At 72.5% G+C, this 12,604-nt stretch carries 11 protein-coding genes; 6 read left to right on the top strand and 5 right to left on the bottom strand.

Going from position 1 to position 12,604, the window contains the following annotated elements; translation table 11 throughout:
* Positions 1-7: 7 nt before the first annotated feature.
* The 4 genes from IG64_RS07915 to IG64_RS07900 all read right to left on the bottom strand — a co-directional run bounded on the left by IG64_RS07915 (position 8) and on the right by IG64_RS07900 (position 3,752).
* The gene (locus IG64_RS07915) at positions 8-799 is read right to left on the bottom strand and encodes a membrane protein (RefSeq protein ID WP_037853552.1); all 792 of its coding nucleotides are present in this window, start codon (positions 797-799) and stop codon (positions 8-10) included.
* A gap of 243 nt (positions 800-1,042) precedes the next feature.
* Complete coding sequence (locus IG64_RS07910) at positions 1,043-1,537, bottom strand: hypothetical protein (protein ID WP_037853550.1); 495 nt, start codon at positions 1,535-1,537, stop codon at positions 1,043-1,045.
* The gene (locus IG64_RS07905) at positions 1,534-3,063 is read right to left on the bottom strand and encodes an ATP-binding protein (protein WP_420709893.1); all 1,530 of its coding nucleotides are present in this window, start codon (positions 3,061-3,063) and stop codon (positions 1,534-1,536) included. The genes IG64_RS07910 and IG64_RS07905 overlap by 4 nt, the downstream gene beginning before the upstream one ends.
* Positions 3,060-3,752, bottom strand: a complete 693-nt coding sequence (locus tag IG64_RS07900) for a response regulator transcription factor (protein WP_037853549.1) — start codon at positions 3,750-3,752, stop codon at positions 3,060-3,062. The genes IG64_RS07905 and IG64_RS07900 overlap by 4 nt, the downstream gene beginning before the upstream one ends.
* Positions 3,753-3,848: 96 nt before the next feature.
* Here IG64_RS07900 and IG64_RS07895 point away from each other — a divergent pair, with 96 nt between their 5' ends.
* The 5 genes from IG64_RS07895 (at position 3,849) to IG64_RS07875 (ending at position 8,117) form a co-directional block, all read left to right on the top strand.
* Positions 3,849-4,562, top strand: coding sequence for a hypothetical protein (locus IG64_RS07895; protein WP_420709892.1), 714 nt, complete (start codon positions 3,849-3,851; stop codon positions 4,560-4,562).
* Entirely contained in the window at positions 4,559-5,641 is a 1,083-nt protein-coding gene (locus IG64_RS07890) for a peptidoglycan-binding protein (protein ID WP_037853546.1), read from the top strand. The genes IG64_RS07895 and IG64_RS07890 overlap by 4 nt, the downstream gene beginning before the upstream one ends.
* Entirely contained in the window at positions 5,638-6,417 is a 780-nt protein-coding gene (locus IG64_RS07885; RefSeq protein ID WP_078883853.1) for an ABC transporter ATP-binding protein, read from the top strand. The genes IG64_RS07890 and IG64_RS07885 overlap by 4 nt, the downstream gene beginning before the upstream one ends.
* Complete coding sequence (locus IG64_RS07880) at positions 6,414-7,607, top strand: ABC transporter permease (protein WP_037853545.1); 1,194 nt, start codon at positions 6,414-6,416, stop codon at positions 7,605-7,607. The genes IG64_RS07885 and IG64_RS07880 overlap by 4 nt, the downstream gene beginning before the upstream one ends.
* Before the next feature lie 270 nt (positions 7,608-7,877).
* Positions 7,878-8,117, top strand: coding sequence for a hypothetical protein (locus IG64_RS07875; protein ID WP_037853543.1), 240 nt, complete (start codon positions 7,878-7,880; stop codon positions 8,115-8,117).
* A 125-nt stretch (positions 8,118-8,242) separates the two neighbouring features.
* On the opposite strand, the gene IG64_RS07870 is transcribed toward IG64_RS07875, so the two are convergent.
* Complete coding sequence (locus IG64_RS07870) at positions 8,243-8,914, bottom strand: hypothetical protein (protein WP_037853541.1); 672 nt, start codon at positions 8,912-8,914, stop codon at positions 8,243-8,245.
* A 472-nt stretch (positions 8,915-9,386) separates the two neighbouring features.
* On the opposite strand from IG64_RS07870, the gene IG64_RS37460 reads away from it, so the two are divergent.
* Positions 9,387-12,518, top strand: coding sequence for an FG-GAP-like repeat-containing protein (locus tag IG64_RS37460; RefSeq protein ID WP_051812479.1), 3,132 nt, complete (start codon positions 9,387-9,389; stop codon positions 12,516-12,518).
* Positions 12,519-12,604 lie beyond the last annotated feature (86 nt).

Here is a 12,604-nt window from a genome sequence, read left to right as displayed (position 1 = left end):
CGGCCTGTCACGGCGTGATATCGCGCCGGACGTCCCTTCGCGAGACGGCCAGGTAGCCGACGAAGCCGAGGATGGCGACCGTCCAGGACAGCGTGACCGGCCCCAGGCCCAGGCCGAGTCCGCCCCTGCCGTGGCCGACGGCCATCCAGTCGGCGACAGAGGCGCCGAGCGGGCGGGTGATGACGTAGGCGGCCCAGAACGCGGCCACCGCGTTCAGGCTCCCCCACCGGTGGGCGACGGCCGGAACGGCGATCGCGGCGGCGTACAGGACGGCGGAGCCCAGGTAGCCGAGGCCGATCGTGGCGGTGAGGTCGCCGGCCGCGGTGCCCAGTGCGAACGTGGCCAGCACGGCGGCCCAGTAGAAAGTCTCCCGGCGCCGGGTGTGGATGCTGTGGATGGACAGGGTGCGCTCGACGCGGTGCCAGAGGGCGAAGACGGCGGCCAGCGCGGCCATGAAGAACGGGGTCGAGAGCGTGTACGGCACCCCGAGGCCGACGTGCAGGACATCGGCGGCCATCGTGCCGAACACGCTGACCATGACGATCGCCGTCCAGTAGACCCAGGCCACGTACCGGCGGACGGCGAACTGCACCGCCAGAGCGGCCACCAGGGCCATGCCGCCGAGGCCGACAGCGGGGATCGGGCCGAGCAGGCGGGCCAGGAAGTCGGACGCCGTCTCGCCCATCCCGGTGGTCAGCACCTTGATGATCCAGAAGTAGACGGTCACCTCCGGCACCTTGCTCGCCGCGTGACGGATGTGGCCCGCGGGCCGGTTGTGAGTGAGGTGATCAGTCGACATGGCAGGCACCATGACATGGTGCGCCGCCCTCGTCCCAGACCCCTTTGCCAGAGTTTTGGCGCTTCCGGTACGGGAGTTGCCCAAGGCCCGGCCGGACCTGAACGCGACCTGAACACACTGGCCGGTGCACTGGTCAGCGGCGTGCGGCCGGTGGTAGGGGCGGTGTTGCGGGACATCGGCCCGGCGCCGGAAAGGCCCGCCCGCCGCCTGCTCCGCTGCCGGCCGCGGGCAACGAGGGCGTGTTCACCTGTCGAGGAACTCCGCGCACCGGTAGGGGCCCAGCGGGGCATCCTCGGCCGGCCTCAGCACGACCTCCACGTCGTCGGTCCTGACCCCGGGGACCAGCACCGACTGGGCACGTGCCAGCGTGCACACCAGCTGCCCCGTGCCCTGGTCACGTCCCGTCCCCGCGTAGGGGCCGTCGAGGTGCAGGGTCACGCGTGTGCCCGTCCCGGTCGCCGAGAAGCCGGGAAGCTCGACGTACGAGGTGAGACCGCCGGCCCGCCCGCCGGGCGGCGGCCCCAGCAGGAGAAGCTTCACCACCGCGGCGAGATCCCTGATCTCCCTGTCGCCCACGGGCACCGCCCGCAGTCCGCCGGCGGACGCGAAGTACAGACGCGCGCCGCTCGTCAGTCCCGACGCGGGCCCGCCCGCCTCCACCACTCCGGTCGGCGGGACCCCGCAGCCGGTGAGAACGACGCCCAGCACCGCGGCCACGGCCGGCAGCCGGCCCCTCATCGCTCGTCCCCCACTCCTTGCCGCAGCGGCAGCCACAGCGTGAACACCGCGCCGCCCCACGGCGCGTCGGCCACCTCGATCGTGCCCCCGTGCAGCCGTGCGTTCTCCGACGCGATCGCCATGCCGAGGCCGCTGCCCTGCCCGCCGCCGTCCGCCGCGCCGCGTGTACGGGCCGCGTCCGCCTTGTAGAACCGGTCGAAGACCCGCTCCCGGGCCTCCGGCGGCAACCCGGGGCCATGGTCGGCGACCTGCAGCGTCACCCACTCCTCGTCGCCGCCGTTCGCCGCTCGGGCCGTCCCGAGGGTCACGGTCACCGGCGGGGCCCCGTGCCGCAGCGCGTTGCCCACCAGATTCGCGACGATCACGTCGACGCGGCGCCGGTCGATCACCGTCCGCAGCCCCTCCTGAAGACGGGTCTCCACCCGCTCCGGCCAGCCCCGCAGCGCCAGGGACGCCCGCACCGTGTCGGCTAGGTCCGTCTCGACGGCGTTCAGCCGTGCCGCCCCGGCGTCGAAGCGGGAGATCTCCATCAGGTCCTCCACCAGCCGGGTCAGCCGTGCCGTCTCCGCGCCCACGGTGCGGGCCGCCCGCGCGGTGTCCGGCGGCAGCTGGTCGGCGTCCTCCTCCAGGACGGTCGCCACCATCGTCATCGCCGCCAGCGGTGTGCGCAGCTCGTGCGACACGTCCGCCACGAAGCGGCGGGCCTTCGCCTCCTGCTCACGCAGTTCCGCGTCGGAGGCCTGGAGCGCGTCGGCGGACTCGTTGAACGTACGGGCCAGTTCGGCGAGTTCGTCGTGCCCGGTGACGGCCACCCGGCTGCCGAGGTCTCCGGTCGCGAGCTCCCGGGTGGCCCGGCCCAGCTTCCGCACCGGGCGAAGGACCGTCCCCGCGGCCAGCAGGGCCAGGACCGCCGCCAGCACCACCACCGGCACGGTGCCCGCCCGCACGGAGTCGAGCAGGGCGGCGGTGTCGTCGCGCTCGGCCCGCAGATCCGTGATCGCGTAGACCTCCAGCGCGGAGGGGCGGCGGTCGCCGTCGGCGTAGGTCACGGGCATGCCGACGACCAGGTACGGCTCCCCCCGCCACATCACCCGCTGGAACCGGGCACCGCCTCCGGTCATCACCGCGGCGCGCAGTTCGACGGTGATCCGTTCCCTCGTGTCGGCGCGCGGGTCGGAGACCGCGACGAGGTTCTGGTAGCGGGCGACCACGATGCGGGCGCCGAGCCCGTCCGAGACCTTCGCCGCGAACCGGGACAACGACGCATGGTCCGGGGGCACGTCGAGGTCGGGGGCGACCGTGGTGATCCGCTCCCGGAGGCCGTCCACCGCGGCGTCCTGGGTGCGCCGCAGTACGGCGGTGCGGGCGTCCCGGTAGGCGAGGGCGGTCGCGGTCAGCGCGCTGACGAGGGCCACGAGGACGAACGTGATGACGAGCCGGGTGCGCAGTCCGCCGACGAGCCGCCACGGGCGGCGCCGCGAGGTGGCGCGGCGCACGGCCCCACCGGCCGTGTCCGTACGGTTCACAGCGGTCCGAAGCGGTATCCGAACCCGCGCACCGTCTGTATGTACCGGGGCTTGGCCGGTACCTCCTCGATTTTCGCCCGCAACCTGCCGACCGCCGCGTCGACCAGCCGGGAGTCGCCGAGGAAGGTGTGGTCCCAGACGGATTCGAGGAGCTGCTCCCGGCTGAGGACCCGGCCGGGTGAGGCCGACAGCTCCAGCAGCAGCCTCAGTTCGGTGGGCGGCAGCGGGACGGGAGTGCCGTTCCTGGTGACGGTCAGTGCGGCTCGGTCGATCACCAGACCGGCGAAATCGGCGTCCGCCCCCTGCCGGGCCGACGGTTCCGCCCGTCGCAGCGCGGCCCGGACGCGGGCCTGCAGCACGGGAGCGGTGACGGGCTTGACGACGTAGTCGTCGGCGCCGGCCTCCAGCCCGGTCACGATGTCCGAGTCGTCACCTCGCGCGGTCAGCATGATGACCGGCAGGGTCGCCGAGCGCGCGCGGATGCGGCGGCACACCTCGAAGCCGTCCATACCGGGCAGCATCAGGTCCAGTACGGCCAGCTCGACCCGCGCCCCGTCCGCCCCGGCCAGCAGGGCGAGGGCCTGTTCACCGGTGGCGGCGGTGTCCACGCCGTAGCCGTGCCGGCGCAGCACGAGCTCCATCGCGTCCCGTACGGACACGTCGTCCTCGATGAGCAGTACATGCGGCATGGGACCGATTATGGGCATGCCCGGGCTTCTTCCGCCTAGCCCGGACCGGGGCGGATCCGCAGGTCGGGGGCATTGTTACGTTCTCATCATGTGGCCATGGACGGTTCATCATCCGCGGCGGCGAGCGTGGGGCGCATGAACTTCCCCATCAGGATGAACCGTCGAGTCGCCCACGCCCGGCTGCGCCTGGCCGCCTGCGTCACCGTGTCCGTGTCCGTGCTCTCGCTGGCCGTCGCCTGCGGCGGCGGGGACGGCGGCGCCGGCGGGTCGAAGAAGGACGACGCGATCGCCGACGTACCGGAAGCGCCGGCGAGGAACGGCGCGAGCGCCGGGAAGGACGGCGCGAGCCGGGGCAGAAGGTCCGCGGGCAAGAGCGAGTTCTACGACGCCCAGCTGAAATACGTCCAGTGCATGCGGACCGAGGGCGGTTACAAGGACTTCCCCGACCCCAAGCTCAGCGGGTACCTCGACTGGGACAAAGTCGACGAGATCGGTGCCCGGCCCGGTGCGAACGCGGGCATCAAGGGCGGCAAGGGAGGCGGCTGCGTCGACCAGATGAAGGCCGCCATGGCGGCCGAACCCGAGCGGGACCGGCAGAAGGACTACGAGTCCATGCTCGCGCACGCCAAGTGCATGCGGGACAACGGCGTCTCCAGGTTCGCCAACCCCACCATGAGCGGCGGCAACGTCCAGCCGGGCGGCGATCCCGACCCGGCGTCCCAGTCCATCGACTGGAACTCGCCGGCGTACAAGCAGGCCCGCCAGGCGTGCGCCTCGAAGCTGCTCGACGGTCTGGACGGCATGCAGTGAAGCGCCGCACCACCCTCCTCACGCTCGTCGCCGCGGCTGTCGCCGCGGCCGTCACCGGGGGCGTCGTGTTCCTCGGCGACGGCCGCGGCGGCGCGGGCGCCTCCGGCAGGAACGGCGACCTGCCGCCGGCCACCGCGACCGTCGTGCGCACCGACCTCGTGCGGTCCAAGACGGTCGACGGCAAGCTCGACTTCGCCCAGCGCCGCGCGGTCAAGTCCGCCGTCCAGGGCACCGTCACGGTGGCCGCTTCCGCAGGGAAGACACTGACCATGGGGCAGGCCCTGTACGAACTGAACGACAAGCCCGTCACCCTGCTCTACGGGCCGGTCCCGATGTTCCGCGAGATGAAGGCCGGCGACCGGGGCAGCGACGTGCTCCAACTGGAGCGCAACCTGCGTGACTTGGGGTACGGGGCGAACCTGTACGTCGACACGCGGTACGACGCGGGCACCGAGGCCGCCGTCAAGCGGTGGCAGAAGTCCCTGAACCGCGACGCCACCGGCAGGGTCGGCCGGGGCGATGTCGTCTTCCAGCCCGGCCCGGTCAAGGTGGTCTCCGCCGACGCGGCGCTCGCCGACCAGGTGGGCCCGGACGCCCCGGTCCTGACGGTCGCCTCCACCAGGCCCGTCGTGCGGGCCCGGCTCGACCAGACCGACGGACCGCTCACCGCGCGCGGGACCAGGGTCCAGGTCACCCTGCCGAGCGGGAAGACCGTGGCCGGCCACGTCGCCGGGACGGTACGCCCGGAGGACTCCGACTCCGGGGGCGGTGCGGGCGCACAGGAGGGCATCACCGTCGAGGTCGTCCTGGCGGGCGGCGCGAAGGCCGCGTCGGATGAGGACCCCACGGTGTCGGCGAGCGTGAAGTTCGTCAGCGAGGCGCACAAGGGAGTCCTCGCGGTCCCCGTCGAGGCGGTCGTCGCGCTGCGGGGCGAGAACGGCGGCTACGGCCTCCAGATCGTCCGGGGCACCACCTCCACGACGGTACGGGTGGAGACGGGCATGACCGCCGACGGGTTGATCGAGGTCAGCGGACGGGACGTGCGCGAGGGTCTGAAGGTCGGGGTGGCGAAGTCATGACATCGGCCCCGGTGATCGAACTGCGCGATGCGGCCAAATCGTACCCCGGTGGCGTCCACGCCCTGCGCGGAGTGAACCTGACCGTCGACGCGGGAGAAATGGTCGCCGTGGTGGGCCCGTCCGGCTCCGGCAAATCCACCATGCTCAACATCATGGGCACCCTCGACAAGCCCACCTCGGGCACCGTCCGGGTCGCCGGGTACGACGTGTCCGAGCTCTCCGACTCGCGGCTCTCCGCGCTGCGCGCCCGCCACATCGGTTTCGTGTTCCAGCACTTCCACCTGGCGGCGGGGCGCGACGCGGTGGACAACGTGGCCGACGGGCTGCTGTACGCGGGCGTGCCGCGGGGGAAGCGGCGGGCACGTGCCCGCGAGGCACTGGCCAAGGTGCGGCTGGACCACCGGCGCGGCCACACTCCGGACGAGCTGTCGGGCGGTGAGAAACAACGCGTGGCCATCGCGCGCGCCCTGGTGGGCAACCCCCGGCTGCTGCTGGCGGACGAGCCCACCGGGGCGCTGGACACCGCGTCCGGCGCTGTCGTCATGGAGTTGCTGCACGAACTCAACGCGTCCGGCACCACCGTCTGCGTGATCACCCATGACAACGGGATCGCGGACGCGCTGCCGCGCCGGGTCCGGTTCAAGGACGGAGAGATCGTGGCGGACTCACGGTTCGGGGCGCCTGGAGGCGTCCGGTCCGCCGCCTGCTCCGGCGCCGGGCACACCTCCTGCTCCCGCACCGGGTCCGCCTGCGGTACGGGAGGGGCGGACCGGTGACGAACGACCTCGTACCGGCCCGCCTCTCCCTGCCCGACGTGCTGCGGGTCGGCGCCGTCGGCCTTCGCGCGCGCCGTGCGCGCGTGGTGCTCTCGGCGCTCGGCATCGCCATCGGCATCGCGACCATGGTCGCGGTCGTCGGCCTGTCCGAGTCGAGTCGCGCGGACCTGATGGCCCGGCTCGACCGCCTGGGCACCAACCTCCTCACCGCCGAGGCGGGCAGGGACGCCATGGGGCAGAAGACCGAACTCCCCGAGAACGCGGTCGCGATGGTCGAGCGCATCGGCCCGGTGCTGCATGCCACGGCCACCGCCGACGTCGACGCCCGGATCCGCCGCAGCGACGTCGTGCCCCAGGAACGCACCGCCGGCGTCACCACGCAGGCGGTGCGCCTGGACCTGCTGTCCGCGCTCGGCGGGGAGGTCGACGAGGGCTCCTGGCTCGACCCGGCCGGCGAACAGCTTCCGACCACGGTGCTCGGGGCTGTGGCGGCGGAGCGCCTCGGCATCACCCGCACCGGCGAGACGATCATGATGAACGACATCCGTGTGGTCGTCGTGGGCATCCTCGAGCCGATCGAGCTGGTGCCCAACCTGGACCGGGTGGCGATGGTCGGATTCCCGGCCGCCGAACGCTACTTCGGATTCGACGGCCACCCCACCACCGTCTTCGAGCGCTCCAGGGACGCCTCGGTGGAGGACGTGCGGGCGGTCCTGGCCCGCACCGTCAGCCCCGGTGACACGACGGGTGTCAAGGTCTCGCGTCCCTCGGACGCGCTCGCCGCCAAGGCGGCCACCGGCGAGGGCCTGACGGCCCTGATGCTCGGCCTGGGCGCGGTGGCCCTGCTGGTGGGCGGTGTGGGAGTGGCCAACACCATGGTCATCTCGGTCCTGGAACGCCGTCGGGAGATCGGCCTGCGCCGTTCCCTCGGCGCGACCCGCGGCGCCGTCCGGCTCCAGTTCCTGACGGAGTCGCTGCTGTTGGCGGCGCTGGGCGGGGCGGCGGGGGCGCTGCTGGGAGCGGCGGCGACGTACGGATTCGCACGGGTCCAGGGGTGGACGGCGGTGGTTCCGCCCTGGTCCCTGGCGGGGGGCCTCGGCGCCACACTCCTGATCGGTGTGCTCGCGGGCCTCTATCCGGCGATCCGTGCCTCGCGGCTCCATCCGATGCAGGCCCTGCAGGCAGCGTGAGGGGCGGCGGCGGCCGGTGACGGCGGGCGGGCACGTTTCCGACGTCACCGGCCTGCCCAGGTCCGTCAGCGGGGACGGGACGCCCATGGCTTGCCCGGAGCGGTGGCGTCTCCCACCATGATCCCGCTCTCAGGCACCCGCGCCATGCAGCCGGGGCGGGGACGGGGACCACGGGCAAAGGGCCGCGCGCCGCCCTTCCAGGCGTCACCGCGTGCACGTGAGCGCGCGGCACGGCGTACGCTGACGCCAGATCATCGGGGAGGAGACGCCATGGCGTTGAAGAAGATCGAACACGCTGCTCCGAAGAAGCAGTTCATGACACTCGACGAACTCGCCGCCTTCGTGCAGGACGCGATGCGCTCCGGCGCCACCGGCCAAGAGGTCGTCGCCGCCGTCGTCTCCTTCGGCGGAAAGCTGCAGAAGGTCAGCGCCGAGGTCGAGTTGCGTCCGATGGGAGTCGAGCAGCGCTCCGTCGACTTCGGGAAGCCGCCGGCCTGGCCCGGCCGGTAACCCCCGCGACGACCACCCCGCGTGCACGCTGGAGCCGGCCCACCGGAGCAGTCCAGCCGACGGCAGCGACCCGAAGGCCCCGGCCCGGACACACGCCGATGCGCTTCGGCGGTGGCGGGCTCGGGTCAGGGAGCCGAGCCGGTTGCGATGGCGTAGCCGATCGCGGCGGCCGCGTCGGCAAGGTCCGCCAACGACACCGTGTCGTTCAGAGCGGTGACCACGTCCTGGGTCAGTGGGCGAAGGGCGTACACGTGGCGCACCGCGTCGATGTCGACCGGGATCTCGTAATAGTCCTCGGCGAACTCCTGGAAAGCCTCCGGGGACGGGTCGACCAGCAACTGGAACAGCCAGCCCGAGCCGTCAGGGTCGGCATCGTCCTCGGGGAAGTCGATCTCTCCCGCCTCCCAGCGCTCACTTCCCGCCTCGCGCCACATGCAGGCCGTCACCATGGGCATTCCGTCGTCTGTGAAGGCCGGCTCTTCGACGCAGCTCCGGAACACCTCGGGGACCGAGTCCACCACGCCCGGCCAGGGCGCGCCGTCGGCATACGGGCTCATCGCTGACTCGTGGTCGAAGCCTCGGACGTACGCCCCCGCCGGAGAGAAGACGACGTCGAACTCGTCCCCCGAGCCGTTGCGCATGGAGGCGATCTCCTCCGCCTCGGACCAGGCCCGGCTGAATGAGTAGCAGCGTGCGCCGTCGGGGTTCAGCACCGTCTCCAGCATGGCCATCGCCCGACACCGGTCCCGCAGCGCCGGGATGTCAGGAAGCGCCTCGGCAACGTCGTGAACAGTCATGCGGCCCATCCAAGCGCACGCCACTGACAACAGATCGCGGCCGACTCGGTGAAGGTGCCTTTGCCGCACGCCGAAACGAGGGGGCCGCGGTGGAGCCCAGACGCGGACTCGCATCGCCGACTTCGCGCCAGACCTGTCCCGCGAGCGCGGGTTCGAGGACGTTGACCGTCAGCGAGGTCGCCACGGCCGTCCGCCTGCATGAGCGGTCCGTCCCTCTTCCCGATCGAAGTGCGCAAAACGCCGGACCGGTCCTGGAGGGCCGCCGGGAGCCCGCTCGCGGCTGACACACCTTCAAGGCACCACACTTCCTGCCACACCCCAACGGCGCATGAGGCCACCGGGCTTGCTGTTATATTCGTGCAGCTGTGCACGGGGGGCCGGGGGGCCGGGAACTTTCTGCAGTCGTCGACGCATGCCTGAACGGCGTCGCCGTCCCGTCACGCCTTTTCCTCGAGAGGCCCAGGAGGCGACCATGGCCCGTCGTACCACCGCCCGTGGCGTCGTCGCCGCGCTGGCCGTCCTGACCGTGACGGCCGGTTCCGGCTCACTCGCCGTCGGCGCCGACGCGGAGAACGCCGGGAACGCCGGGAACGCCGGGAACGCCGGGAACGCCGGGAACGCCGTGGGAAGTACCGCCTTCGCGGCGGAGAAGGTCTTCCAGGCCGACCGCTACACACCGCGCGCGGACCGGATCCACACCGCGGGTGCCACCGGCTATCTGCATGTGCAGGAAGGCCGTTCCGGCTACCTGTGGACGTCGTACGCCACCGGCGCGACGACCGGGCTGGGCACCCTGCCCCCGTCCGTGATCCCCGCCTACCTGGGGGCGTCGTCCGACATCGTGGCCGATGCCGTGCCGTCCACCCGGACGGTCGTCCTCAAGGACATGTCAACCGGCGCCACCACCGAGGTCACCCTCACCCACGGCTCGTACCACGCCACCTACGGCGGCCATGTGCTGAGCCAGGCCCGCACCGACGACGGCGCCCGCGTACTGTGGCTGTACGGCGACGGCGCGCCCGCCGAGGGCACCCTCGTCGAGGGCTGGCCGACCGGGATCAGGACGAACTTCCAGGTGCTGGGCGGCGACAGCGGCACGGCCGTCATCAGCTACGGGCTGGCGAACGGGGAGCGGCACCTGGCCCTGGTGGACCTGGCTGCCGCGAAGGTCACCGGTGACGTCACCGTGCCCGTCGCCCCGACGTCCGTCGCGCTGAGCGCGGACCGGCTGGTCTGGTTCCTGACGCGGTACGGGCCGGGTGGTACGACGGCACACGTGCTGGACCGCGCCGACCTGTCCGCCGCCGAGACCACGGTGCCACTGCCCGGGACCGAGGGCGCCCCCTCCGTGGGCATCGCGGGGCGCTGGCTGGTGGTGGCCCGCTCCGTGCCGTCCGAGCCGTCCGACTCGGTCGACAAGCAGGGTGAGCGGCTCATGGCGGTCCCCCTCGCCGGCGGCGAGGCGGTCACCCTGCTCCGGCACGCGAACGACTCCCTGGTCGCGGCGCCGGACGGCACACTGCTGGCCGTCGGCGGCGCCGACGCGGGGCACTGGGCGGTGCGCAGGATCACCGACACGGGGACGGGCGCCCCGACGGTCACCGAGGTGACCGCCGTCCGGGCGGTGGCGGCGCGGATCAACCGGCTGTCGCTGCAGAACGGCACACTGGCCACCGACGAGGCCGACAGCAGCTTCCTCGGCTCCTACGTCACCCGCCGGATCGCCGCCGACGGAACGCCGGGCGCTCCGGCCTGGCGGGCCTGGAACATCGGCCGCGGGACCGGCCCGTACGCGACCGGCGACGGACAGGTGGTGACGTTCACCGCCGACTCCGACCCCAACGGCAGCGGATCATACGTCCGGTCCTTCGACGGCAAGGCCGCTTTCTACCTGCCCTCGGCCGCCGGTTCGGTCCTCGACATCACCGGCCGTTACGCCCTCGTCAACGGCTCTTCCCCGGCCAAGCAGTACGTGGGCGACCTGGGCGTCTACTCCGACCTGGAGCCCATCGTCACCCGCTCCGTCACGGCCGCCTCCGTCTGGGGCACCAGACTGTGGACACCGGGCTCCGGCGCCGGTGTGCTCACCGCGAAGGACCTGAAGACCGGCAAGACCGTCGACACCGTCGCGACCAAAGCTCCGTGCACCCCCGAGGAGCTCCAGGCGGTGGGCCGTTGGATCTACTGGTCGTGCGGGCCGACCGCGGCCGCCGGCGTCTGGGACAGTACGGCGAAGAAGAGCATCTCCGTCCCCGCCGGCCAGGCGCTGCTCGGCGACGGCTACCTCGTGCGGCACGACACCTCGACCGGGTCGCTCCTGCTCACCTCCTTCGCCGGCGGCGCCACCACCACCCGCGAGATCGCCGACCGCACCATGAGCGGCTCCGGGGTGCGCGGGGTGACCTGGACCGTGGACAAGTTCGGCGGGCCCGCGGCCTACGTGGACGCGGACCGCCGCATCCACCTGGTCCCCAGCGGCGTCGCCACCCAGCCGCTGAGCGTCATCGAGTCCGCGGTGAGCGACCACCTCTCGCAGAGCGGCCCGGCCACCGGTCCGTGGTGGCAGTGGCGCGGACTGCTCTCCAAGCCCGCCGCCTCCTGGAAGGCCACGCTGACCAGCAAGGTCACCGGTGCCACGGTGCGTACGCTCTCCGGCGGCGCGGTGGCCGGCAACCTGACGGCACGCTGGGACGAGCGCGACGCCAAGGGCGCGCTCGTCCCCAACGGCACGTACACCTTCCGGCTGACGGCCGCCCCGGCCGACGGCTCGGGGCCGGCGACGACGGTGACGCAGACGGTGCGGGTCTTCGCAGGGGCCGCCGTACGCCGCGACTTCACCAACGTCGTCACCAGGGAACCGGACGGGACGGGCGACCTCGTGACCCTCGCACGGTCCGGTGAGGTCAGTTACCGGCCGGGCGACGGGACGGGCCGCCTCGGCGAGAGCCTGCGGGCCCCGGGCTGGCCGTCCTCCGTGACGCTGGTCCCGTTCGGAGACCTCAACGGCGACCGCCGCAACGACATCCTCGTCCGGTTCAGCAGCGGCGAACTACGCGTGTACCACACGACACTCGGGCAGTCCTTCCTGACGAGCACCCCGCACATCGCCCTGGGCAAGGGCTGGAACCAGTACGACGTGCTGACCTCGCCCGGGGACCTCACGGGCGACGGGCGTGCGGACCTGATCGCGCGCAACGCGTCGACGGGCGAGCTGTTCCTCTACAAGGGCACGAGCACGGGCAAGCTGTCGGCGCGGGTCCGGCTCGCGGCGAACTGGCTGGGCTACAAGAAGATCGTGGGCGCCGGCGACCTGAACGGTGACGGCCGCGGTGACCTCCTGGTCCAGGACCGCTCCAACACGCTGTGGCGCTACGACGGCACCGGCACCGGAGTCTTCAAGGCCCGCGTGAAGGTGGCCACCGGCTGGGGCGCGTCGTACAACGTCGTCGTCGGCGTCGGCGACATCACCGGCGACGGCAAGGCGGACCTCGTCTCCCGCGACACCTCCGGCACCTTGTGGCGCAACAACGGCAACGGCAAGGGATCGTTCGGCGCCCGCGCGAAGATCGGCACCGGCTGGCAGACGTACAAGGGCCTGTTCTGATCCCGTCGGGACCGTCAGAACACCACCTGGGACCCCGGCCGGCATCGCCCGGCCGGGGCCGTCGTGTCCGGGGTTCGTGTCCGGGG

This window comes from Streptomyces sp. NRRL S-340, assembly GCF_000720185.1.
In the GTDB taxonomy this organism is placed as follows: Bacteria; Actinomycetota; Actinomycetes; order Streptomycetales; family Streptomycetaceae; genus Streptomyces.
Note: the sequence above shows the minus strand (reverse complement) of the source record. Positions and strands in the feature narration are given on the sequence as shown.

Bases quoted from the DNA above. Each gene is read 5' to 3' on its own strand.
- IG64_RS07915 (WP_037853552.1), bottom strand. From the start codon at position 799: ATGTCGACTGATCACCTCACTCACAACCGGCCCGCGGGCCACATCCGT.
- IG64_RS07910 (WP_037853550.1), bottom strand. From the start codon at position 1,537: ATGAGGGGCCGGCTGCCGGCCGTGGCCGCGGTGCTGGGCGTCGTTCTC.
- IG64_RS07900 (WP_037853549.1), bottom strand. From the start codon at position 3,752: ATGCCGCATGTACTGCTCATCGAGGACGACGTGTCCGTACGGGACGCG.
- IG64_RS07895 (WP_420709892.1), top strand. From the start codon at position 3,849: ATGGACGGTTCATCATCCGCGGCGGCGAGCGTGGGGCGCATGAACTTC.
- IG64_RS07885 (WP_078883853.1), top strand. From the start codon at position 5,638: ATGACATCGGCCCCGGTGATCGAACTGCGCGATGCGGCCAAATCGTAC.
- IG64_RS07875 (WP_037853543.1), top strand. From the start codon at position 7,878: ATGGCGTTGAAGAAGATCGAACACGCTGCTCCGAAGAAGCAGTTCATG.
- IG64_RS07870 (WP_037853541.1), bottom strand. From the start codon at position 8,914: ATGACTGTTCACGACGTTGCCGAGGCGCTTCCTGACATCCCGGCGCTG.
- IG64_RS37460 (WP_051812479.1), top strand. From the start codon at position 9,387: ATGGCCCGTCGTACCACCGCCCGTGGCGTCGTCGCCGCGCTGGCCGTC.